Here is a 23,452-nt window from a genome sequence, read left to right on the forward strand (position 1 = left end):
GTCAGTTCTCACGTTTACTGAGACTCAACAAATAATCTGCTGCTCCAAGCAGACGGCGTCTTCGGGTACCTTCATATCGCGATCAGGCAACATACCACCTTCGGATCTCCATGGTGGTCCGGGTGATTCGCAGTGCGATCGCCGCGATGATGAGATTATAGGCCCAGAAGCCCAGGCTCGCTTCCGTCATACCCATAGTCGCGATGAGGTCCCCAATCCAGTCATTGCCGTCTCCGGCGCTGTGCTGGTAGAGCTCGCGCATCTTGAGCACGATGCCCAGAAATCCGAAAGGCAGATAAGCATAGTCGATGCCGCGTACAAGGTTCTGCGTTGCTAGGTGTCGGATGGCAAGGGCAACAACGTGGAAGACGATGAGCCATGCCGTAAACGCGACAATCGCCTGGCCCGGGCTGCCAAATACCGGCAAATCTACCATTGGTACCAGGAACGGTGGATAGAGTGGCTGTCCGTCGGGACGCCCCCTCACCATCGGATCCAACGCCACGAAGCTGATGCCACCGACCAGGTAAATCAAACTGGTCACGGCAACATTGACGAGATCTCGCTTGAGGAGCTCGTCGACGCTTTGGCCCGTCGCCTCGCTTTGTTTCCTGAGATGGTCGACCCTGGCATGAAATTTCTCTGGGACCGCCTTCCCGGCAACAAGGTAGGACCGTAGGCGTTGGATGCGTATGGCGTGGTAAAGTGAGAACCCTCCCACCAACAGGGCAATGATCAGAATGCCGGACAGGAGTGGCTGCGACAGTATCCAAGTTAGTGTCTGCATGGATGTGGATGTCCCCCAAGATTTGGGCGTGTCTCTTGGCATCGTAAATGGGTTCCGCGCCGGCACCACCCTCGGTATATCTGTTGCCCCTTTTTCTAGTATATGACATGGGCACCCTGCAGGCAGGTAATGGGAAAGGCGGCCTCTCCATGGCCTGCTGCGGGCTCTCTATAAAATACAATATGATACAAAAAACTAAGGGCGCCGGACGTCACAGATTCCCTTGCGATTATACCGGATCGTCTCAGAATTTTGTGTGAGCAGCCTCAAAAATACCTGTGAAGATAGTTCGGAATCCCGCACTTCCGTCTCAAAATAGCTGAGATTCGACAACGTCCTACCTGATCAGATTCTCAGAGATAAATTTCTCCAGCACCTTCCCCTGCGTCTGGCTGAAGCACGGATTCCGCACCACCGTGTGAAATGTCGTGCTGCTGTCGCAGGGCACGCCGTCGATGACGCCAACCGGTACGGCGATCAGCGTGACCTCCTGGATCTGCCCGAGGAAAGCCAGGGTAGCGGCCGTCTCGAAGCTGTCCTCCGGTGACGCATAGACCAGCGCCGGAAGCCGGCCGGCCCCGGTGATCAGGGCCGCATAATCGTCGCGCAGTTTCTGGCGCACCGGCGAGCGCTGGCCGATCTTGCCGGCAAAGGCGGGGGCGAAGGCAACCACCGCATTCGCGGTCTCCGGATTGCGGGCAAGCGCCATCAGCGAGGCCCAGCCACCCATCGAATGCCCAAACAGGAAAATCTGCCTTGCCGGCACGCCGGCGGCGATGAAGGCCCGGGCCCGGGCCTCGATAATGCGGGACCGCAGCATCACCTTGTGATCGCCGGTCCCGGTGGCATCGTCGAATTCGCCAAGCACCAGCGAGCAGAAGCCATCGACCAAAACCGTCTTCCCGGCAATGCTCCGGCCATAGAGACCGTGAACGACGGCCGGCACGCCGGAACTGGAATCGATCCGGTTCATTTGGCAGGAATCCATGGTTTTGTCCGGGCCGGACCCATGGCTGTATATGATCACAATCGTGCCCGCGGGATTGCTCAGCGGAGGAAGCGCCGCCTTGCCATAGTGTGCGGGCACCTCGCCGGCGCGGGCGGCCTTAACCGCCAGCACCAGCAACGCCACGCCAAGAATCAGCCGGATGATCTTTCTCATACGCTATCCCGCAATCTGCCGAATTTCAGGTGCCCTCTCCAGGGCAACGCCGGTCGTGGCCTGGACCATCGCTGCCCGCGCCTTTGCCGTGAGAGGCATCCGGGACAGCGCCACCAGGCACGGATCCCGGACATATTTCTGGTCGAGCAGATTGGCCGCCTCGATCTCCAGCAGCCACAGAAGTTCCTGGCGGTTCAGCACCACCAGGTCATTCTGATGCCTGTCATGGATGACGATATCCGTCCTGCCCCATTGCCCGATCAGTCCATTGGGGCGATCTGCGACGCAGAACAGGTAAGCTAGCTGTTCGGCGTCATATCCGATCAACTGGCGAAGCTGCCGCCGCTGGCTGAACGGCAGCGTGGCCCGCCGGAAATGCTTCGTGCCGTAGATGCTGTGAAACAGGCCAGCCAGGCAGACATGGGCCGGATTGCCCCAGGCGGCCAGCAGGTCGTAGGTGCCGCAGAGATGATCGTACAGGTGGCGGTTCTGGTGCGGCACCCGATCGGCATGCAGGAAATCGACCAGAAATGCCCTGTACTTCTCGTCAGGCATGGCTGAGCTCGGTCTTGAACATCAACGTGATCCGCATGACCGGGCAGGTCCGGCTGACCCCGCGCGCCAGATGCGGCACGGTTCCGGGGAAGCACACCATGCGGTTCGGCCGCGGATAGATCGAGGCGATGATGTCGGTCTTGTCCGGGCTGAAAAATACTGTTTCGCCAGCCCAGTTCGGCGACCAGCGGTCATGCGGGTAGTAGATGACCGTATAGCTGTTCGGAGCCATGGAATCGGTATGCAACGATCCGTCGCTACCATAGGTCTGGCCATTGGCGTAGCAGCGGACCAGACGATGCCCCCTCAGAACGCTCGCAGATAACGCGGCCCACAAGCCGTAAAGCAGAGGAGCTTCCTTCTGTAGCTCCGCCGCGCAGTCTACCGGCGTCAGGTGATCAAGCGCCTCGTAGTGATCCGGGGTTATAGGGCCTGCAAAGTGCCTGTGCCAGAAGGAAAACCGGTCGGTCATCGGCTCCGCCTTCCAGCCGAATCCCCAGCTGGGCTGCCGCAGGAACTCGTAAATCTTTTCCCGATCCTCATCGCGCAGGCAGTTGTCGAACTTCATGATCCCGGGATTCGTTACCGGGGCTGCTATTGTTTGGGCCAGCTGCTCCATCGGGCACTCCTATTGCGAGCTCGCAGGCGACCGCCCAACGAGCCCGAGAATGTAGTTCCCTCCGGTCTGCTGGAAGCCCAGCCGCCGGAGGAACCGATCGGTGCGGGCCAGCCGTATGCCGGTCGTAACATTAAGATGAATCTCGACGCAGCCCTTGATGCGCGCCCAGTTGCGGAAGGCATGCAGGAGCTTCACAGCTGCGAATCCATTCCGGGCGGCCGGCTGTACGTAGATACTGGCAATGGTTCCGAGAATTGCCCGGGAGAACATGGCCTCACCGGCCATCCCCCAGCAGTAGCCCACCAGCTGCCCGTCCCGCTCAGCGACAATCACCGCCTGCCGCTCACGGTCGGAAACCGCTCGCAAGGACAGCTGGCGTGCTTTCGTTTCGTCAAATGGATGAGCAGAGTAGCGCGCCTCGTGGTATGCCGCATATCCGAGGGGATAAAGCGCGTCTACGTCTGCCAACGTGGCAAGTCGCACCCGGACACTGCCTCGCTCGCCTGCAGGCTCCGCTGCTGCCGCATCCTGCACCCTGCCGGCCGCGCTATTCACCAGCTACCGCCTTCTCTTCCTCTTCCGCGGCGGTCACCAGGACCGCCAGATCGGTGGCAGGATCGACGTTCTGGTTCGCTGGCGGCTCTTCGATCCCTGCGGTGAAGGCCGCCATCATCGATTTCAGGGTGGCAAGCTGCGCATTGATGTCAGGTGGAGGTGCAGCATCTGGAGCACCACTCTGGTAGTTCAGTACGACGTCACCCACGGTACCGGCGGAACCATCCGTGCGGTAATAAGTTGCTTCGCCGAGCACGATGTTTCCCGCTTCGGCCCGGCTGTTCCAGTCGGAATTCAGACTGATCGCAGTAATTCCGACCTGGTCAAGGGTGCGGAATTCACCCTCATCGCTGACACCATCCTGGTTGGCATCCTGCCACACGCCGAATTTCGACCATTCCGCATCCTGTGCATCCAGCATGCCATTGTTATTACTGTCAAAGGCCCGCAGACCCTCGAGATCGCTGGCAGCACCGGGGAGGTAATCAACGAAGGCGATCTCATCGCGCTGTGTGATCGCGCCATCCTGGTTGTGGTCGTAGGCGAGCAGGCCGTCGGTGCTGGCCACCCAGCCCATGCGATCGAGATAGCCGTCGGCATTGATGTCGAAGAAGGCGGTCGATTCATCAACCGGGATCAGGTCGAGACCGTTGCCGTTGAGATCGATGATGACCGGCTTGCCGTCGCCACCACCGTCGCCGCCATCGCCGCCACCGGTGCTCGGGTCACCACCGCCGTCCGAGCCTCCCCCGCTCGGCGCCGGAACCCAAGTCCAAGTGCCGTTGCTGTAGGTGTAATCACCGGCATCGTTCACCCATCCGCCATCGCCACCTTCGCCGTTGCTAACCCAGTGTTGCGGAGGTGGCGGCGCCGGATCAATGACATCAGCGACACTTATACTGACATAGCCATTTGTTGTACCGCCCTGACCATCTGACACTGTGTAGTAAAAACCCGCTGCACCGAAAAAGTTTCCATTGGGCGTGAAGGTAATGTTGCCATCAACCATGGACACCGACCCATTGGACGGGCTGTGCACTCCTAGCAGCGTAAGCGTGTCCCCCTCAATGTCGCTGTCGTTGGCTAGAAGATCCGCCGCCGAGATGGCCAGAGAAGTGTCCTCATTCATCGAGTAGCTGTTGGTCACAGCGATCGGTGCGTCATTAACCGGATCGACAGTGATAGTCACAGTTTGCGTGGCAGTACCGCCATAGCCATCGCTGACAGAATAGTCGAAGCTAGCCGTGCCGTAGAAGTTGGCCGTTGGCGTGAAGGTGACGTTTCCGCCGACCAGCGACACCGTTCCACCGATGGCATTGGTCACGCTAGTGACCGTCACAGCATCCCCATCTACGTCGCTGTCATTGGCCAACAGGCTGGAGACCGGGATCAGCAGCGGTACATCTTCATTGGTGGAGAAGCTGTCTGCTACGGCATCGGGGTTATCGTTGACAGCGGCGATCGACACAGCGGCCGTTGCCCAGGTAACGCCACCATTGCCATCATCAACAGCATACTGGAAAGTTGCGCTGCCATTGTGGTTCAGCGTGGGGGTGAAGACGACGTCGCCGTTGCCGTCCAGGGCCACGCTGCCACCCACCGCATTGCCGACAGCTGATATGGTCAGTATGTCGCCGTCCACATCGCTGTCGTTGGCCAGAAGGCTGGCAGCAGAGATCAGAAGAGCGATGTCCTCTGTGCCAAGGACCAACTCGCTAACCACATCAGGAGCGTCGTTGACCGCTGCGACCAGAAGGGTGACGGTTTGTGTTGTTGCTGCACCATTGCCGTCGGAGATGGTGTAGGCGAAGCTGGCGGTGCCATTGAAGTTTGTCTCCGGCGTGAACACCAGATTGCCACTACCATCCAGCGCGACACTGCCGCCGACCGCATCCTGCACCGAAGTGACGGTCAGGATATCGCCGTCCACGTCACCATCGTTAGCCAGAACCAGCGCCGGCGGGATGACCAGTACCGTGTCCTCAGTCGCGGCCAAGGTTTCGGCGCCGGCCACGGGCGCATCGTTGACCGGTGCGACACTGACCAGCACTTTGGCTGTCGACAGATTACCGAAATCGTCGCGCACGGTGTAACTGAAGCCGGCGAGACCATTATAATCGGCAGCCGGGGTGAAGGCTATCTTTCCGTCGATGAAGGCCACCGTGCCACCGGTCGCACCCGATACCGAAACGATGGCCAGCGAACTGCCCATCGGGTCGGAATCGTTGCCTAGCAGAGTGGCCGGATCGATCAGCAGCACCGTATCCTCGTCGGTCGCGACGACATCGTCCTGCAGCACAGGCGGTGGATCGGTGAACTCCGGGGTGGAGATGACCGGGAGTGACGCTTGGGCGGCGGGTGCGACTGCCTCGGCAATACTGTCGGCCGACACAGGAGCGTCCGGCGCTGGGACGGCGTCTGCAAGAAGGGTTTCACCATCACTGTTGCCGGCAGCGTCGCCGGTGCTAGCCCCGGACGATGCGGATTCCATGGCCATCGTGGGGACAGACGTAGCAACTGCCAGCGGCGCGGCGCTCACGATGTCGGAGAGGGTGGCGGTCTTCTGCGCAGGCACTGAGGTTGCCGTTATCGCAGCAGCCGGTGCAGCAAGGTCAGCGATCACCTGGCCCACCTGCAGTGACGGGCCGCCGCCGTCCCCAGCCAGCGCCGCCACTGCCGCCTGCATGTTCTCGTCGCTGCCGATGGCGGACTGCCCCACCGTCACCGCCGCTTCGGCCGGATCGGCACCAAGTGCGACCGCGCCGGCGGCGACCGCCGCCAACGCCGCCGCCATCTGTCCGGCCACGGCGGCGGTGCCTTCACCGGCCGCCGCCTGCCAGAACTGCAGCTGGTTATACTGGCTGTTGCCAAAGACCAGCTGGCCATTCGCCCCCACGCTGCTCGACAAGTTGAGATTGATCACCGTGCCATCAGCCAGTTTGACCGTTTCGACGCGGCCCTGGCTAGTCATGCCGTTCTTCACTACGATCTGGTCGCCGGTGGCCGAACCGTCCGGCGCCTTCACCTTGATAACGATATCCTGACCCTGCACTTGGAAATCGAGATCATCGGCCGTGATGTCTTCTCCGAATTCCAGCGTGTCGCTGCCGCCGGTCTCCTCGATCACATCGCTGCCGTCACCGCGGCCGAATCGGTACGTGTCGTTGCCGCTGCCGCCCTGCAGGGTATCGTTGCCGCTTCCGCCTTCCAGCAGGTCGTTGCCAGTGCCGCCGATCAGGGTATCGTCGCCGCGACCACCGAAAAGCAGGTCATTGCCGGCGCCACCATCCAAAGTATCGTTGCCATCGTCGCCAAACAGCAACTGGTTGCCGGCCCCGCCGGACAAGACTTCGTCGCCGGTATTACCGGTGAGCGCCGAGGCGGTATCGGCATTGCCGACCGCGAGATGCGATACGCCGAGATTGCTAACCGCGCCCTGGTCGTCGGTGACGCTGACCTGCAGTTCACGCACGCCTGGCCCAGCGTCTTCGTTGACGAAGGTCACTGAATCCAGAACCGCCTGGTAGGTGGCCAGCGGCGCCGTACCAGTAAAACTGAGCCCATCCGGATTAGCCGAATCCGCGCCAAAGCCGCCGCCAACCACACTGAGGCCGGTAGGCTGACCTCCACCATCCAACACTTGTCCATCTGGCGCGATGGTGAAGCCGCCGGATAACTGCAACGTGTCGCCAGCCTGGGCACCATCGCCAATGCGGAAGACCGCCGCAGTCAGGTCCGTACTGTCAATATCCGACAGGTCAAGATTGTTGCCCGCACCGACGTTAGCAGGGTTGACATGGCTGACCTGCGCCTCGCCGACATCGATTTCGAGGATCACGTCATTGTAGTCGCGGTCAGCGCCTCCGTTGAGCAGAAGGTCCTCCCAGCCAACCGCGATCCGGTCGGGTGCCGTACCCTCGCCGGCCGCCACATGCTGCTGGCTATCCGGATTCAGGGCCAGCGTGTTGATCGGCTGCCCGTTAAAGTTGGCATTGGCGTCGGCAGCCGTATGGAAGACTGGCTGGCTGACCAAACTGCCACTCGATGGATCAGCCCCCGGCGCATGCACCATCAACCGCGGCGCGGCGCCGTCGAAAAGAGTGGCCGGATCCCCGTCGGCCTGCACAAAGCTGAATTCCGCCGTGCCATTGGCCACCTGCTGGATCAGCGGGTTGCCGGCGGCGTTCTGGATCATGAACAGGCCAATGGTAGTCCCAGCCGGCAATACGCCAAGCGAGACCTCGTCGCCCGGCTGCAACGGGGGTACCGAGGCATTGGGAAAGACCAGTTGCGGCTGGCCGAAGCTGCCGTCCGGATTAATGACGTAGTAACCGATGACGTTCTGGAAGCCTGCGCCGTCGGTATGCAGTGAAACCGTGACCTCACGATCCTGGTCGTCCAGCGTAATTGGCCCGACACCATTGACGAAAGCCGAATCTAGGGCCTGCCCTTCCTGTGTGTCGGTCAGCACGTCGATGAAATTGGTGATTCCGGCCTGGAATTGGCTGGTCACCTGTTCGGTGGTGGCAAAGCCGAAGCGGTCGATCGCGACCTCTGGTGCGTCGTTGACGGCGGCGACATCCACCGCGACCATGGCGGTATCGGTGCCGCCATGGCCATCCGATATCGTATAGCTGAAACTGGCCGCACCGTTGAAATTCGGATCTGGGGTAAACACCACCTGACCGCCAACCAACGCCACGCTACCACCAACGGCATCGCCAACACCAATTACACTTAGCGCGTCTCCGTTGGGATCACTGTCATTTGCTAGCAGCTGCCCAACTGGCACTGCAAGAACGGTATCTTCCGTGCCAAATAGGTGGTCGTTGACTGCATCAGGTGGCAGTGGTGGGGGTGGTGGAGGAGGAGGGGGAACAAAGAAGAAGTCTGGCCCTGAAGGAGAAGACGGACTATCTCCTCCCGGCGGACTAACGCCGCATCCTGGCCCCACCCCAGTGGTACAAGCATCGTTGTTGTTGCCATTGCTATTACCTCCATCACCGCCGCCGCCGCCGCCGTCACCACCTCCCGACCACATCCCTTGAAGGCGTGGCGGCCGCAGGTCTTCTAAGAGACCGTTCTTTCGCAGCCAATCATGAAAGTAGTCACCTAGTACTAGTGGAGACATCGTTTATTCTCCGATCATCTCAGCTGCATGGAGAACATATCGCGACTTATGTTCGCCGCTTGCTCTGAAGCTTGCTCTCATTTCTGTCTCGGCTTGCGGTTAAACCGCGACATTCTCGTCGCCGCGATCACTTCCACCTGGAAATCCAAACACCATGCATGAGGCATCACTAATCCTGCACCTGAGAAAAACTGGGCGGTGCCTTGGTGTACAATCTACCTAGATCCGGAGGGCGGCTTTCATCTGGCCTTAACTCAGCAATAATGCCTTCAACTAGTTGCTTGACCTCGTCATATGACATTCCACTACGCAGGCGCGGATCATAAAGAACGCGAAGATAAAGAAGATCGTAACTAGAAGGAGCGTTCAACGTATCCACTCGATGACCACTGTGGTCGACGCGAATAATAGATGGCCACGATTTCGTGCTGTCGAATGGCAAGCCAAGTGCCTGCAGTGTTTCTTCATATATGCACCGCTGCATATATCCGAAGTTCATGCTGATCGTGATCATGGTAAAAATCGCGCCGTCCACTTTGAACGAAGGCCCAAACATACAAATCTTCTGCGCCCAACCTGGGTCGCTAGATGGATAGATAAATCGATTGTGAATTGCTCTTGAGTACGAGGCTTTGAAGGGTTCGGGGACCTTATGATCTTGGATCGAGCCTATAAGCTTAGAATTTGCGTATTCTGCGATCGCACCTGATCCACGGCCGTTGACCTCCCGTGGCACAAAAACCATCACTAGATTGGTTGTTGATCGGCACTCGGAAGTAACAATTTGTATTTCGTTGGTTAGCGAGTACGCGGCGGCCACACGAGAGACAAGCGCGCGCTCCTCGGCACCTGGCTCTCCAGCGACTATTAGGCAAACATCACGCTGGTCGGCCTTGTACAAAGATCTTCGGCGTCCGGAACCGAGAATTTGCTCGCGACTATAGAAAGCCACCGTCATAAAATCGGCGGCGAGGGCTGCATTTGACGGCTCGCGCATTGGGCCAGAGCAAGCAACCAACGTACAGAGGCCAACCATAGACAGAGCAGGCAGAAGGCATTTCATGGTAACAGCCGCCGCTTGTACAAACCGCCGACGGCGGTAAAGCCGCAGCGTTGAAGGAATTGCCCTGCCCGATCAACCTTTCGCCCAGACGAAACCCCAACCTGGACTTCAAGTGCGCCGTGGCGTCTAGCCCAAATCGTGAATGCGCTAACTAGCTGTCGAGCGAGCGCGGTCCCACGGCTGCTCGCATCAATATAGAAAATAATATCCCGGGCGTAACACGCGCTTGAAAAGAAGTAATCTTCCACAAGTCCCGCCAGGAATCCGACGAGACGGCCTTCCCACTCCGCTATAAAGACGCAGTGACGCTCGGTGTTGGTCAAGAATCGCGCGACCGTCGTCATAACCTTAGCTTCGTCGAATGGCACAAAATGATAGTGCGTTTCGCAATGTGCGAGCCGCCCCAGACTCAACAGAGCTGGAATATCTTCTGCCCGAGCGAGTCGCACAACTAAGCCGGTCCTAGGCAGAACAGTGACATCACTTTGGAGCGGCAGCATCTGCCTGGGTCTCCAGCGGTTGGACCAGCTTTACCTGAGGTCCGTTTGGGCCCTGATGCCAATACTTGAACGACTTGCCAGGGAGGATGTTATCGCGCAAATCACCCATCACCTCTTCACCCCCTCCAAATGGCGAAATCAGATCAATCATCCAACTGCGGTCTCCAGATTTCCAATCTGTCGGTGCAAGCCGTCTCGCGACTAGAAACCGCGCCTCGGCATCCTCTGACAATTGCGCCCAAGAGACGTAGGCTACCGGCCGGCCACCCTTCATATAGAGTTTGAACTGATGCAGTTGGACCGGCGGATATAAAAGCCATTCAAGATCTGCAAGGAAGAAGTAGCGATGCCCGGGAGACTGCATCATCAGCAGTCCGATATTGATCAATACCTGTTGCACATCCAGTGGCTTGTCTGCACCGGGAGTAGCAACCCGGCGCTGAACGGCCTGCATATCTATCCTGACGGACTTTGATTCCTGTGCCGCTGACGCCGCTGCTGCATTTCCAGTTTGCACAGAGCTTGCTTCGACAATGCTCATCTTTCCCTCAGGCTTTCCTGTTTGTAGCGGACCAGCGGTGCGAGCACGAAGTCGATGATGCGGCGCTGATCGGTCTTGATTTCGACGGTGGCCGTCATGCCAGCGCCGATCGGCAGCTCGCGCCCCTCGATCTCCATCTTCTGGGCATCGAGAGCGATGCGCGCGGCATAGACGAGGCCCAAGGTCTTGTCCTCAATGGCGTCGCGCGACACCGTGGTGACAGTACCTTCCAGATAGCCATAGCGGGTGAAGTTGTAAGTCTCGAACTTAACCACCGCCGGCTGGCCGGCCTGCACGAAGCCGATATCCTTGTTCAGCAGCATGGCCTCCACTTCAAGGCGGCTGTCTCCTGGCACAACGACCAGCGCAGTCTGGCCCTGGGTCATGACGCCGCCGACGGTGTTGACCGCCAGCTGCTGCACGGTGCCGTCGATGGGGGCAGTCAGGGTCTGGTAGAGCAGGCGCTGCTCGGCCTTTAGCAGATCCTGCTGCAGGCCGGCGATCTTGCGGCCGGTCTCGGCCAGTTCGCCCTGCAGGCCACGCTCGAATTCCGCCTGCACGCGTCGCAGCTGCGCCTCTGCCAGTGCGATGCTGCTGCGGATTTCCCCGTCCCGTGTCCGCAGGACCAGCAGGTCATGCTGCTGGTCGGATAGCTGCTGGCGGATCTCCAGTAGTGGCATTGCCGCGCCGATGCCCTTGTCGACCAGAGTCTGCTTAGCCTCTACGCGCTTCGCCAGCAGCGGAATGCTGGCTTCCAGCTTGGCGATCTGGGCTCGTAGCGACCGTTCCTCGCCGCGATGACGTGCCAGCTCGGCGCGGGCGGCATCCTGCTGGGCGCGAAACTCGGCGGCGCGGCCCAGCATCAGTCGGCGCTGCACTGTCAGGGCGACTGTGTCCGCGGCGGGGGGCTGGACGAAGACCCTTCCTGGATCGGCCGGATTGCGGGACAGCGCCTCCAGCCGGGCCCGGTCGAGCAGGGCCAGCTGCAGGTCGCTGCGGACTTGGTCGTAGCCTGCCAGCGCTGCCGTCGGATCGAGCTCGACAAGGATGTCTCCCGCCCGCACCCGATCGCCGTCCCGGACATGGATGGCCCGCACGACCCCGGCCTCGGGTGCCTGCAGCAGCTTGACCCGGCCGGCCGGGATTACCCGGCCCTGGCCGACCGCCACTACGTCGACGGTGCCCAGCGACGCCCAGACTACAACCAGGACAGCCAGCAGGCAGATGCTCCACAGCAGGATGCGGCCGACCGGCGAAGGAGCGGCATGCAACACCTGCAGGCGGCCGGGATGGAAATCGGCCATCAACGGTGATGGCGGCGGCATGGCGGCAGCTTCACTCGGCGGCATTGGACACCCCCGCCGCCGCGGCCGCGGCCGGTGCGGTGCCGGTCTGCAGCTGGTAGAGCTGGGCATAGCGGCCGTTCTGAGCCAGCAGATGGCCATGGTCGCCGCTTTCGATCAGGCGCCCATTCTCCAAGGTCAGGATGTGGTCGCAGCCATGCAGGGTGGAGAGCCGGTGGGCGATCAGGATCACCGTGCGGCCGGCACAGATCTGCCGCATGTTGGCCTGGATCGCCCGCTCGGCCTCGGTATCCAGCGCGCTGGTCGCCTCGTCGAAGATCAGGATGCGGGGGTCGGTCGCCAGCGCCCGGGCAATGGCTATGCGCTGGCGCTGCCCCCCGGACAGGGTCATGCCGCGCTCGCCGACCATGGTGTCGTAGCCCTGCGGCAGCGACAGGATGAAGTCATGGGCCCCGGCCAATTCGGCAGCGGCGATCACCTTGTCCACTGGCAGCAGTGGGTCGGCCAGCGCGATATTCTCGCGCACCGACATGTTGAACAGCACGTTGTCCTGCAGCACCACGCCGATCTGCCGGCGCAGCCAAGCGGTATCGGTACGTGCCATGTCGATGCCATCGATTAACACGCGGCCACGCTCCGGGACGTGCAGTCGCTGGATCAGCTTGGCCAAGGTCGATTTGCCCGAGCCGGATGTGCCAACGATGCCAACCACCTGCCCTGGCAGAATGCTGAAGCTGACCTCACTGAGGACTTCCGGCCCGTCAGCCCGGTAGCGGAAGCTGACCTGCTCGAAATCGATGCGGCCGCGCAGGGCCGGCAGATGCGAAGGATTGTCGATCCGGGTTTCCGACGGACTGTTCATGATGTCGGCCAGCCGCTGGATCGACACCCGCACCTGCTGGAAATCCTGCCAGAGCTGTGCCAGCCGCAGGATCGGTGCCGCCACCCGCCCCGACAGCATGTTAAAGGCAACCAGCTGGCCGACGCTGAGATCGCCCTTCATCACCAGCAGGGCGCCGAGCCATAGCAGGGCGACGGTAGTCAGCTTGCCGACCACGGCAATCAGCTGGGCGCCGATGGCCGAGACCTGGCCGGCACGAAAGCTGGCCGTCGTCGACTGCGCCAGATGGTCTTCGAACCGGCGCTGGATGCGCGGCTCGATCGCCATCGCTTTCAGGGTCTCGATACCGCCCAGCAGCTCGACCATGAAGGCCTGCGTCTCGCTGGCCTGGCCGGCTTTGTCGTCCAGCCGCCGCTTCAGCAGCGGCGTTACGACAAAGGAGATGATCAGGTAGACCGGGATGGTGGCCAGAACGATGGCGGTCAGTACCGGGCTGAAATGATACATCACAGCCAGGAAGACCACTGTGAACCCGGCGTCGATGGTGAAGGTGAGCGTCGAGCCGGTGAGGAAATTACGCACAGTCTCGAGCTCGCGCAGGCGCGCCACTGATTCGCCGATCCGCCGGCTCTCGAAATAACTCATTGGTAGAGCCATCAGCTGGCGGAACAGCCGGGCGCCGAACTCGACGTCCATCCGGTTGGTAGTATGCGACAGCAGATAGGTGCGCAGCCCGGTGAGCAGAGCCTCGAAGAGGGTTACGGCCAGGAGGCCGATGATCACCACGTCCAGCGTGGTCAGGCCGCGATGCACCAGAACCTTGTCGATCACCACCTGGAACATCAGCGGGCTGACCAGGCCGAAAAGCTGCAGGATGAAGGAGGCCGCCAGCACCTCGCCAAACAGCCGGCGGTATTTTCCGGCCACGCCGAAGAACCAGGAGAGCGAGAAAGGTATTGCCGCCGCGCCCGCCTCCTTGCGCCTGAACTCGATCAGGCGACCGGCATAGAGCACATCGAAGGCATCGAGGGTCATCTGCGACGCCTGTCCGGCGACGGCATCCTGGAGCAGGACGGCACCGTTTTCGCAGCGCGCCAGCACCACAAAGCGACCGTCACGCAGCAGAGCGAGGCCCGGCGGCGTCGCCTTGGCCAAATGCTTGAGCGGAACTTTACGGCTCGCGGCGGTCAGCCCCGCGACATCTGCCGCTTTCAGAATATCGGTTTCATCGAGCGTGTTGTTGCCGGCGCCAATAGCCTGACGCAATGTCTCGGCCTCCACCGGGATCTCATAGAACCCGGCGATCAGCGCCACCCCCAGCAGCCCGCTATCTCCTGATGAGACAACTCCGGACATGACACCCCCAGCAACTGCACTGCAGCGATAGATTCTTCTATGCGATGTGATCGACGGGCAGCCGGGGTAACGGGGGCAGCCGTCGTTTCAGTGACAAATCAATCCTATGCAACCTATTGGGGCTCGCAAGTACTTTTCTTCATCATAAAATAGTAATTAGGAGTATTGCGCCAGCTGAGAAGCAACCCCAGCATGCGCCACGTCTATCATCTATTTTTTCTGTGCTGACTTCTCAAACGCGGGAACGCCCCGCTCAAAAGGCGCAAACGGGCCGAGAAACCGCCCTCTCTTGAATAGCTGCATCGGAAAATGAACCGGAACGCGATCGCTCTCACGCCAAGTAGGTCAAGAAAGCCAAAAGAAGGTTTCATCTTTCACCTCGCACATCTGCTCAACGAGGGCTGCACAGTGTTCACAAACCGCTGCGCCCTAGAGCATGGCCGCAGCGGACCCGGAGATGCGGGCCGTCACGGCGGCATATTTATTCACACTTTGTTCTCCTGATGAGGATAGATAGAACAAACAGGCGCCATTGTCAAGGTATATTTTCCGTAAATGCAGAAATAGTTCCCATGGTGTTCTGATCCGCCAGTCCTGCAGCCCGATCAGGCGCTTGACCAGCTCGACACAGGAAAACGGCAGCGGCGCCGCCGGCCGGCGCGGCGGCTCGGCCACCGGCACGGTCAGCGCGCAATGCCCGGCCCGGCGCAGATGGGCAGCCAGATCGGCGCCGGCCGGCCAGGCCGCAAAGCCGCGCAGCGCCAGCCAGTGCGACAGCGGATCGAGGCCGATCCAGCCGCCCTGCAGCGGCAGATAGGCATGGCAGTGGCGGAAGCCCGGCTTCAGCAGCCGCAGCAGGCGCAGGCTGCGATGCAGGCCGGTCGCCTCGGCGAACACCACCACCGCACGGTCAGGCACCGCATGGTCGGGCATCAGGGGATCAGGCATGGCGCAGCCGGATACCGCGGCCGGTATCGCACCTGGCGCCCACCCTGGCGCCCGGCCCGGGACCGCGGACGGAACAAAGCCGGGCCTGGCGCCCTGCGGGTCATAATATTTCATGGTTGCTCCCGGCTGTGCATGGAACAGGTCACAAATACATCGTCCGGCAGACCTTTATATTCCTAGTATGTTCCTATTTCAAACTCGTAATCAGAGAATATTCCTGTAGCCAAAACTGGCAAAATGTAAGACGATGTTCCCATGTTGACCCACAAGGCGATCTGGGCCGCGCTCGACGGCCTGGCCGAGAAATACGGACTGACCGCGTCGGGCCTTGCCCGCAAGGCGGGGCTGGACCCGACCACCTTCAACCGCAGCAAGCGCATCTCCCGCGATGGCAAGCAGCGCTGGCCGTCCACCGAGTCGATTTCCAAGGTGATCGATGCCACCGGCGCCTCAGTGGCCGAGTTCATGGACCTGCTGAGCGAGAATGGCGGCGGCTCGCGCATCAGCCACCGGATTCCGCTGATCGGCCTCGCCCAGGCCGGCGCTGCCGGCTATTTCGACGATGCCGGCTTTCCGGTCGGCGAGGGCTGGGAGAAGATTCCGTTTCCCGATATCGGCGATCCCAATGCCTATGCGCTGGAGATCAGCGGCGACAGCATGCTGCCGGTCTACCGCGACGGCGACATCGTCATCGTCTCGCCGGCGCAGAACAACCCCAGCCGCGGCGACCGCATCATCGCGCGGACCATGCAGGGCGAGGTGATGTGCAAGATCCTCACCCGCAAGACGCTGACCCGCATCGAGCTGAGCTCGTTCAATCCGGCGCATCCCGACCGCAGCTTCGACACCCAGGATGTCGCCTGGATGCACCGCATCGTCTGGGCGTCGCAGTAGTTTTCAGCCGTCGTTCCCGCGCAGGCGGGAACCCAGAAGCAGGCGCTATGCTGGATGCCCGCCATTGCGGGCATGACGAGGGTTTCTCACTCGCCCGGTTTCGTTGATGACCGACACGCCCGATCTTTCCACCGCCCTTGCGCGGCTGCCGGCGCTGGTGGCCGGCGGCGGCGTGGCCTGGTGGTCGGAAACCGGCCATCCCGTCGAACGACTGACGCCCGATGCCGCCGCGCGGCGCGCCCGCGCCATGCCGCCACTGCTGGTGCATGGCCGTGCCACGGCGGCGCGGCTCGGCGTCGAGCCGTTTCCCGCCCTCGACCTGCTCGACCTGTTTGCCTTCGTGCGGCCGGCGCGGTTCTGCCTGCCCACCGCCCATGGCCTGCTCGACCGCTGCGGCCTCGATGCCGCCGATGACGAGGAGGCCGCCGCCTGCCTGCGCGAGGCGGCCGCGACCCTGCTGGCCGAACTGCCCCGGCAGGGCCCGCGCAGCCTGAAACGCAGCGCCCGGCTGGCCCAGGGACTGCAGAAGGCGGGCTGGCCCTGGGCACCCTATCTGCTGGCGGCACTGGGGCCGATGGCGGCATCGGTGCCGGCCGGCGGTTTCGGCGGGCTGGATGTCTGGCAGGAACTGCCCGACTGGGTGGATTACGCACCGCCGCCGCCGCCCGACACCCAGAGCGTGTCGCCCATGGAGGCGCGCGAGCGGCTGGCGCGGCTGCTGGGCCAGAATAAACAGGGGCCGGCATCCGAGCTGCGCGCGGCCCAGGCCGATTATGCCGCCGCCACCGCCCAGGCCTTCGCGCCGCGCGAGACCATGGGCATGCCCGAGATGGTGCTGGCCGAGGCCGGCACCGGCATCGGCAAGACGCTGGGCTATATCGCGCCGGCCAGCGTCTGGGCCGAGAAGAATGGCGGCACCGTGTGGCTGTCGACCTACACCAAGAACCTGCAGCGCCAGCTCGACCGCGAACTCGACCGGCTGTTTCCCGATGCGGCCGAGAAAGCCGCCAGGGTCGTGGTGCGCAAGGGCCGCGAGAATTATCTCTGCCTGCTGAATCTGGAAGACGCCGCCCAGGGCGGCGCGGCACGGCCGCAGGACCTGGTGCCGCTGGCGCTGGTGGCGCGCTGGGCCGGCGCGACCCGCGACGGCGATCTCGCCGGCGGCGATTTTCCCGCCTGGGCCGTCGACCTGCATGGCCGCGCGCGCACGGTCGGTCTGACCGACCAGCGCGGCGAATGCATCCATGCCGGCTGCCCGCATTACCGCAAATGCTTCATCGAGCGCAGCGTGCGCCGGTCGCGCAAGGCCGAGATGGTGATCGCCAACCATGCGCTGGTGATGATCCAGGCCGCCCTCGGCGAGGACGAATCCCAGAAGCCGCTGCGCTACGTGTTCGACGAGGGCCATCATCTCTTCGAGGCCGCCGACAGCGCCTTCGCCGCCCATCTGACCGGGCAGGAGGCGATCGAGCTGCGCCGCTGGCTGCGCGGCCCCGAAGGCGGGCGGCGCAGCCGCGCCCGCGGCCTGGCCAACCGCATCGGCGATCTCGTCACCGAGAACGAGGCCGGCCGCGCCGCGCTGGAAGCCATCACCGAGGCGGCGCGCGCCCTGCCCGGCGATGGCTGGCTCGGCCGCATCGCCGATGGCGCCCCCGCCGGCAGCGGCGAAAAATTCCTGGCGAAGGTGCGCCAGCAGCTGCTGGCCCGCGCCCGCGAACCCGACAGCCCCTACGGCCTTGAATGCCCGACGCGCGAACCGGTCGACGGCCTGATCGACGCGGCGGAGGCTTTCGCCGCCGGCATCGCCCGCATCCTCGAACCGGTGAACCGGCTGGCGAAATCCCTCAGCGACCAGCTCGCCGACGAGACGGCGGAACTCGACACGGCGACGCGCAGCCGCATGGAAGGCGCCCTGCGCGGCCTGCTGCGGCGGAAGCTGACGCTGGAAGCCTGGCGCAGCATGCTGGCCGATCTCGGCACCGGCACGCCGGACGCCTTCGTCGACTGGTTCGCGCTGGAACGCATCGAGGGCCGCGATTTCGATCTCGGCCTCTACCGCCATTATCTCGATCCGATGCTGCCCTTTGCCGGCGCGGTGCTGAAGCCGGCCCATGGCGTCGCCGTCACCTCGGCCACCCTGCGCGATCTCGCCCCGGGCAAGACGGATGCGGCGCCGGAAGCCGCCTGGGGCACCGCCGATATCCGCAGCGGCGCCCGCCACCTGCCGATGCCGGCGCGCCATGCCGCCTTCCCCTCGCCCTTCGATTATGGCGCGCGCACCCGGGTGCTGGTGGTCACCGATGTGCGCCGCGATGCCATGGACCAGGTGGCGGCGGCCTATCGCGAGCTGTTCCTGGCTGCCGGCGGCGGAGGGCTCGGGCTGTTCACCGCCATCTTCCGCCTGCGCGCCGTGCAGAAGCGCCTGCTGCGGCCGCTGGCGGAAGCCGGCCTGCCGCTTTATGCCCAGCATGTCGATCCGCTGGACAACGCGACCCTGGTCGACATCTTCCGCAGCGAGGAACATGCCTGCCTGCTGGGCACCGACGCCATGCGCGACGGCGTCGACGTGCCGGGCGCGTCGCTGCGTCTTGTCGTGTTCGACCGCGTGCCCTGGCCGCGGCCTGACCTGCTGCACAAGGCACGCAAGGCGGCCTTCGGCGGCCAGGCCTATGACGATCTGCTCACCCGGCTGAAACTGAAACAGGCCTATGGCCGCCTGCTGCGCACGGCCAATGACTATGGCGTCTTCGTGGTGCTGGATGCGCAGCTGCCCTCGCGGCTGCTGTCGGCCTTTCCGGCCGATGTGGAGGTGCGCCGCATCGGCATCGCCGAGGCGGTGGCCGAGACCCGCGACTTCCTCGCACGGATGCGCGCCGGCGGCACGCAGTCCGACCTGCAGGAACGGTCCTAGTCCTTCAGATAGGCATCGACCACGGCGCGCTGGGCCGTCTCGCTGAAGATCATGTCCATATGGCCAAGGCCGGGCAGCACCTGCACGGTCGCGTCGCTGCGGATGCCGGCAACCAGCGGCGCGAAGGCATCGGCCACCAGCAATTCGTCGGCACCGCCGACCAGCAGCACCGGCGCCGACGGCGCGGCGCGCAGATCGGCGGCGTAGTCCTCGTGCGGCCGGAAGTTCCGCCACAGGCGGTAAGAGTATGTATACGACTGGCCATCGCCGTCGCGCCGCGCGAAAGCCAGCACCGGCAGGTCCTGGAACCAGGGCAGGCCGGCCTTTTCCAGCAGCAGCAGCGCGACCAGCCGCGGCAGATACGGCGCCGCCCATTGCGCATCGCCGCCGCCATCGCGCGCGGTCGGCGCGTCATGGGCCAGCCACGGCGCCAGCAGGATGAATTTGCGGAATTGCGGCGCGAGGCCGGAGCCGGCGATGCGCAGGGCGAAACCGCCGCCCGACGAGAATCCGGCCAGTGTCCATTGCGCGGCCGGATGTGCCAGCCGGCGGTCCTTCAGGAAATCCTCGAGATCGTCCTCGAGCTGGCCGGGATAGGCGATGTCGCCGCGCCGGGCACCGCTCATGCCGTGGCCGCGCATGTCCAGCGCATAGACCGTGGGCGGATCGGCGATGCTCTGCAGGGCACGGGCCAGGCTGTGCATGCTGGCGGCATCGGCGGTCGAGCCATGCACCAGGATCACCGCCCGCGCGATGGCGCCGGGATAGGTGCGATAGGCCAGCGCCATGCCGTCGCGGGCGCGCATAAACTGCCGCGCGGGCAGCGCGCTCAGATTCTGCGCCGCCGCCGGATCGTTGATGCTGGCCAGCGGCGCCGGTGCCGGCGCGGTGCCCCAGACGATCGCCGCCGCCAGCGCGGCCAGCAGCAGCAGGACCGAGCCGAAACCCGGCAGCAGGAAGTAACGGACAAAGCCACGCATGGGCCACACCATACAGCCCGCGGCGCCGAATAAAACCCGCAAAGCATGGCGAAACTGTGACCTGCACGGCCCTTGCGGCAGGCCGCACCCCTGCCCCATAGTCTGGGCGAACCCTGTCCGCAGACCGAACCCGAGGCGATCATGTCGACCATCACGCCGCACAACGCCCTGATCTATGCCATGGTGATCGCCGCCGTGGCCGATGGCGCGCTGAAGGATTCCGAGGTCGGCGCCATCGAGCTGGCGGTGCGCAACCTGCCGATCTTCAAGGGCTTCAGCATCGACGCGATGAAGGTGGCGACCGGCGACTGCGTCGCCCTGCTGGACGAGGAGGACGGCGTCGAGGCGGCGCTCGGCCTGGTCAAGGAGGCCCTGCCCGAGGGCTGGGCGGAAACCGCCTATGCGCTGGCCTGCGATGTCGTTGCCGTGGATGGCCGCGCCCTGCAGGAGGAACTGCGCTGGCTGGAAATGCTGCGCCACGAGATCGGCGTCGAACGCCTGCATGCCGCCGCCATCGAGCGCGGCGCGCGGGCGCGCTACAAGCGCAACAACGCCATGGCCACGGCCTAGGCTTTTGCCGCCGGCCTAGTCGGTTTCCGGCGCCGCGAAATTATAGGCGCGCTCGACCTTCGCCACCCGCAATTCGTAATGCGAATACCACTGCGCGCGACCCTGCTGCCGCGCGGCGGCATGGTCGAGGTTGCGCTTCCAGTTGCGGATATTCTCCTCGCTGTCCCAGTAGGACACGGTGATGCCGAAACCGGCGGCATCGCGGGTGCTTTCGGCGCCGAGATAGCCCGGCTGGCGCGCGGCCAGTTCGGCCATTGCCTGCGCGGCGGCATCGTAGCCGTTGTCGCCGCCTGTCCGCTGGGCGGAAAAGATCACGGCATAATAGGGTGGCTTCGGGGTGCTGGCGAAACGCGGGGACATGGCGGGGCGGCCTTTCCGGTCAGGTTATTCTGCCGCCTTCTGTAGCATGCCCTGCGCCAGACCGCTGCCCGCCGGCACGATCAGCGGAATGGCGCGGGTGCCGATTGTCACCACCGCCGGCAGGCGGGCGGCGATATCGCCATCGGCCTGCACCGGTTCCCCGGCTGCATAGGCGCTGTCGCCCAGGGTCGCGATCTCGATGCGGCGGCCGCGCACCAGGCTGATTTCCGGCAGGTGCCGCAGCAGCCCGGCGGTCAGCGCCGCGGTGGCGCGCAGTGCGCCGAGGCGGCCGCCCATGCCGAACAGGCAGACCTGGAAATCCGGCGCATCCAGCCGCGCATCGGGGGCGCAGACGAACCTGCCGCCGTAGAAATGCCCCTTCGCGATCACCGCCGAGGCGCAGTCGTAATCCTGGCCGTCGATGACGAGGCGGTAGCGCGGTACCTTGTAGGCGGCCAGCTGGCGCAGGCTCTCCAGCACATAGGCGCCCTTGCCCAGCCAGCGTTTCAGGCCCGGCCGCAGATCCGCCACCACATGGGCATCGAAGCCGATGCCGGCCATGATGGTGAAGAGACGATCATTGACGAAACCCGGCCAGACATGCGCCACCGGCCCGTGCAGCACCGCCTGCATCACCGCGGGCGGGTCCAGCGGCAGGCCGGTTTCCATCGCCAGCACATTGGCGGTCCCCAGCGGAAAGATGCCCAGCGGCGCCGCATCCTGCGCCGGCAGGCCGTTGGCCACCTCGCCGATGGTGCCGTCGCCGCCGGCGGCCACCACCGCGTCGTATTTCCCGGCCAGGCCCTCGCCGGCAAAGGCCTCGGCATCGCCGCGCTTCGCGGTGGGACGGAATTCCACCGCGCAGCCGGCATCCTCGAGCAGGTCGAGATAGGCTTCCAGCCGGGCGCGCTTGCGGCGGCCAAGCTTCCCCGCGCCGGCAGTCGGGTTGTAGATCACCAGCAGACGGCGGCGGTAGGTCGCGGACATGACCGCCCGGATAGCAGATTCGCCCCGGCCGCGTCAGGGGATGGTTTTGTGACACTGCGGCCGGAATGCATATCCCCGTATTAGAAAGACATACGGGTTTGTGCTAAAGCGGCCCGATGAAATGGCTGCTTGTGCTTGCCTGCCTGCTGTTCCCGCTGTCGCTGCAGGCGCAGACCACCGGGCCTGAAACTGTGGTGGTGGACGGCGACACCCTGCGGATCGGCGCCATCCGCTATCGGCTGCATGGCATCGACGCGCCGGAAAAATCCCAGAAATGTGAGAAAAACGGTGTTGCCTGGCTGTGCGGGCAGGACGCGGCGGCCTATCTGCGCCGGCTGGTGGAGGGGCGCAGCGTGGCCTGCGAGGAAAAGGACCGCGACCGCTACGGCCGGGTGGTGGCGGTCTGCCGGGCCGGCAGCCTCGACCTGAACCGGGCCATGGTGCGGGCCGGGCTGGCCTGGGCCTATACCGCCTATTCCGCCGATTACCTGCCGGCCGAGCAGGAGGCGCGGCAGGCCGGCGCCGGGGTCTGGGCCCCCGGTGCGGCGGCCGAGCCGGCTTGGGACTGGCGCCGCCGGGAGCGCGAAAAGGCCGCCCGAATCCGGGGTTGACAGCCTTTTGGCGCTGGCTATAGTGCGCGCCTCGGAATTCAGGTGGCGCCGGAACGCCGGCGCCGCCATTTTCTTATGCCGCTCAACGGCTTAAGGATCGACCAGAGGATTGGCTAAGATGTTCGCAGTGATCAAGACCGGCGGGAAGCAGTACAAGGTGGCCGCGGGCGACGTGCTCGAGGTCGAGCTGGTGGCCGGCGAGGCGGGCGACAAGATCGAATTCGACCAGGTGCTGGCCGTCGGCCAGGGCGCCGATGTGAAGGCCGGCAAGGCTGTCGGCGCCGCCAAGGTGAAGGCCGAGGTGATCGGCCAGACCCGCGGGCCGAAGCTGATCATCTTCAAGAAGCGCCGCCGGCAGAATTCGCGCCGCAAGAACGGCCATCGCCAGCGCTACACCGCCGTCAAGATTCTCGAGATCGCCGCCTGAGGCGTCCGACAGGTTAAGGAGACAGTTCCATGGCACACAAGAAAGCTGGCGGCTCCTCGCGCAACGGTCGCGATTCCGAGTCCAAGCGCCTCGGCGTCAAGAAGTTCGGCGGCCAGGCCGTGCTCGCCGGCAACATCATCATCCGCCAGCGCGGCACCAAGGTGCATGCCGGCAAGAATGTCGGCATGGGCAAGGACCACACCCTGTTCGCCACCGTCGACGGCTTCGTGAAGTTCCATGACGGCAAGGCCGGCCGGTCCTTCGTTTCGGTGCTGCCGCCGGAGGCGTAAGTCCACGCGCCTTTCCCGAGAGCAGACACAACAGATCAAGGGGAATGGCGCAGGCCATTC

General features: G+C 63.6%; 21 protein-coding genes. 6 read left to right on the forward strand and 15 right to left on the reverse strand.

Going from position 1 to position 23,452, the window contains the following annotated elements; all coding sequences use genetic code 11:
* Positions 1 to 82: 82 nt before the first annotated feature.
* The 12 genes from ACEQZY_RS08925 to ACEQZY_RS08980 form a co-directional block, all read right to left on the reverse strand.
* A complete protein-coding gene (locus ACEQZY_RS08925; protein WP_370153699.1) occupies positions 83 to 787 on the reverse strand; it encodes a hypothetical protein in 705 nt (234 codons plus the stop codon).
* A gap of 337 nt (positions 788 to 1,124) precedes the next feature.
* On the reverse strand, positions 1,125 to 1,949 hold the full coding sequence (locus ACEQZY_RS08930; RefSeq protein ID WP_370153700.1) for an alpha/beta hydrolase family protein: 825 nt from the start codon (positions 1,947 to 1,949) through the stop codon (positions 1,125 to 1,127).
* Between the two features lie 3 nt (positions 1,950 to 1,952).
* Positions 1,953 to 2,504 carry a DUF6817 domain-containing protein gene (locus ACEQZY_RS08935; RefSeq protein WP_370153702.1) on the reverse strand — a complete coding sequence of 184 codons (552 nt, stop codon included), beginning with the start codon at positions 2,502 to 2,504 and terminating at the stop codon, positions 1,953 to 1,955.
* On the reverse strand, positions 2,497 to 3,123 hold the full coding sequence (locus ACEQZY_RS08940) for a 2OG-Fe(II) oxygenase (protein ID WP_370153704.1): 627 nt from the start codon (positions 3,121 to 3,123) through the stop codon (positions 2,497 to 2,499). The genes ACEQZY_RS08935 and ACEQZY_RS08940 overlap by 8 nt, the downstream gene beginning before the upstream one ends.
* Before the next feature lie 9 nt (positions 3,124 to 3,132).
* Complete coding sequence (locus tag ACEQZY_RS08945; protein WP_370153706.1) at positions 3,133 to 3,678, reverse strand: N-acetyltransferase family protein; 546 nt, start codon at positions 3,676 to 3,678, stop codon at positions 3,133 to 3,135.
* Positions 3,671 to 8,809: a tandem-95 repeat protein gene (locus tag ACEQZY_RS08950; protein WP_370153708.1), complete on the reverse strand. Its 5,139-nt coding sequence runs from the start codon at positions 8,807 to 8,809 to the stop codon at positions 3,671 to 3,673. The genes ACEQZY_RS08945 and ACEQZY_RS08950 overlap by 8 nt, the downstream gene beginning before the upstream one ends.
* Before the next feature lie 169 nt (positions 8,810 to 8,978).
* Positions 8,979 to 9,806 carry a DUF2927 domain-containing protein gene (locus ACEQZY_RS08955; protein ID WP_370153710.1) on the reverse strand — a complete coding sequence of 276 codons (828 nt, stop codon included), beginning with the start codon at positions 9,804 to 9,806 and terminating at the stop codon, positions 8,979 to 8,981.
* A gap of 62 nt (positions 9,807 to 9,868) precedes the next feature.
* The gene (locus ACEQZY_RS08960) at positions 9,869 to 10,372 is read right to left on the reverse strand and encodes an N-acetyltransferase family protein (protein WP_370153712.1); all 504 of its coding nucleotides are present in this window, start codon (positions 10,370 to 10,372) and stop codon (positions 9,869 to 9,871) included.
* Positions 10,353 to 10,913 (reverse strand): toxin-activating lysine-acyltransferase, encoded by a 561-nt coding sequence (locus tag ACEQZY_RS08965; RefSeq protein WP_370153714.1) that lies wholly within the window; start codon positions 10,911 to 10,913, stop codon positions 10,353 to 10,355. Before ACEQZY_RS08965 ends, ACEQZY_RS08960 begins: the two co-directional genes overlap by 20 nt.
* Entirely contained in the window at positions 10,910 to 12,262 is a 1,353-nt protein-coding gene (locus ACEQZY_RS08970; protein ID WP_370153716.1) for an HlyD family type I secretion periplasmic adaptor subunit, read from the reverse strand. Before ACEQZY_RS08970 ends, ACEQZY_RS08965 begins: the two co-directional genes overlap by 4 nt.
* On the reverse strand, positions 12,249 to 14,414 hold the full coding sequence (locus ACEQZY_RS08975; RefSeq protein ID WP_370153718.1) for a type I secretion system permease/ATPase: 2,166 nt from the start codon (positions 14,412 to 14,414) through the stop codon (positions 12,249 to 12,251). The genes ACEQZY_RS08970 and ACEQZY_RS08975 overlap by 14 nt, the downstream gene beginning before the upstream one ends.
* 429 nt (positions 14,415 to 14,843) lie before the next feature.
* The gene (locus ACEQZY_RS08980; protein ID WP_370153720.1) at positions 14,844 to 15,362 is read right to left on the reverse strand and encodes a hypothetical protein; all 519 of its coding nucleotides are present in this window, start codon (positions 15,360 to 15,362) and stop codon (positions 14,844 to 14,846) included.
* A 255-nt stretch (positions 15,363 to 15,617) separates the two neighbouring features.
* Here ACEQZY_RS08980 and ACEQZY_RS08985 point away from each other — a divergent pair, with 255 nt between their 5' ends.
* Together ACEQZY_RS08985 and ACEQZY_RS08990 are read left to right on the forward strand one after the other, a co-directional pair.
* Positions 15,618 to 16,256: a helix-turn-helix transcriptional regulator gene (locus ACEQZY_RS08985; RefSeq protein ID WP_370153722.1), complete on the forward strand. Its 639-nt coding sequence runs from the start codon at positions 15,618 to 15,620 to the stop codon at positions 16,254 to 16,256.
* Between the two features lie 106 nt (positions 16,257 to 16,362).
* On the forward strand, positions 16,363 to 19,167 hold the full coding sequence (locus tag ACEQZY_RS08990; RefSeq protein WP_370153724.1) for an ATP-dependent DNA helicase: 2,805 nt from the start codon (positions 16,363 to 16,365) through the stop codon (positions 19,165 to 19,167).
* On the opposite strand, the gene ACEQZY_RS08995 is transcribed toward ACEQZY_RS08990, so the two are convergent.
* On the reverse strand, positions 19,164 to 20,147 hold the full coding sequence (locus ACEQZY_RS08995) for an alpha/beta fold hydrolase (RefSeq protein ID WP_341704749.1): 984 nt from the start codon (positions 20,145 to 20,147) through the stop codon (positions 19,164 to 19,166). The genes ACEQZY_RS08990 and ACEQZY_RS08995 overlap by 4 nt on opposite strands.
* A gap of 141 nt (positions 20,148 to 20,288) precedes the next feature.
* Between ACEQZY_RS08995 and ACEQZY_RS09000 the strand changes: the two genes are divergently transcribed.
* On the forward strand, positions 20,289 to 20,717 hold the full coding sequence (locus tag ACEQZY_RS09000; protein ID WP_341704750.1) for a tellurite resistance TerB family protein: 429 nt from the start codon (positions 20,289 to 20,291) through the stop codon (positions 20,715 to 20,717).
* A 15-nt stretch (positions 20,718 to 20,732) separates the two neighbouring features.
* On the opposite strand, the gene ACEQZY_RS09005 is transcribed toward ACEQZY_RS09000, so the two are convergent.
* On the reverse strand, positions 20,733 to 21,077 hold the full coding sequence (locus ACEQZY_RS09005) for an antibiotic biosynthesis monooxygenase (protein ID WP_341704751.1): 345 nt from the start codon (positions 21,075 to 21,077) through the stop codon (positions 20,733 to 20,735).
* A gap of 24 nt (positions 21,078 to 21,101) precedes the next feature.
* Positions 21,102 to 22,064, reverse strand: coding sequence for a diacylglycerol kinase family protein (locus ACEQZY_RS09010; RefSeq protein ID WP_341704752.1), 963 nt, complete (start codon positions 22,062 to 22,064; stop codon positions 21,102 to 21,104).
* A gap of 116 nt (positions 22,065 to 22,180) precedes the next feature.
* Here ACEQZY_RS09010 and ACEQZY_RS09015 point away from each other — a divergent pair, with 116 nt between their 5' ends.
* The 3 genes from ACEQZY_RS09015 to rpmA all read left to right on the forward strand — a co-directional run bounded on the left by ACEQZY_RS09015 (position 22,181) and on the right by rpmA (position 23,392).
* A complete protein-coding gene (locus tag ACEQZY_RS09015) occupies positions 22,181 to 22,675 on the forward strand; it encodes a thermonuclease family protein (protein ID WP_341704753.1) in 495 nt (164 codons plus the stop codon).
* Positions 22,676 to 22,793: 118 nt separating this feature from the next.
* Positions 22,794 to 23,102, forward strand: coding sequence for a 50S ribosomal protein L21 (gene rplU / locus ACEQZY_RS09020; protein ID WP_341704754.1), 309 nt, complete (start codon positions 22,794 to 22,796; stop codon positions 23,100 to 23,102).
* Between the two features lie 29 nt (positions 23,103 to 23,131).
* On the forward strand, positions 23,132 to 23,392 hold the full coding sequence (gene rpmA, locus ACEQZY_RS09025) for a 50S ribosomal protein L27 (RefSeq protein WP_341704755.1): 261 nt from the start codon (positions 23,132 to 23,134) through the stop codon (positions 23,390 to 23,392).
* The last annotated feature ends 60 nt before the right edge of the window (positions 23,393 to 23,452 follow it).

Origin of the sequence: Ferrovibrio sp. (assembly GCF_964218355.1) — a bacterium.
GTDB lineage: Bacteria > Pseudomonadota > Alphaproteobacteria > Ferrovibrionales > Ferrovibrionaceae > Ferrovibrio.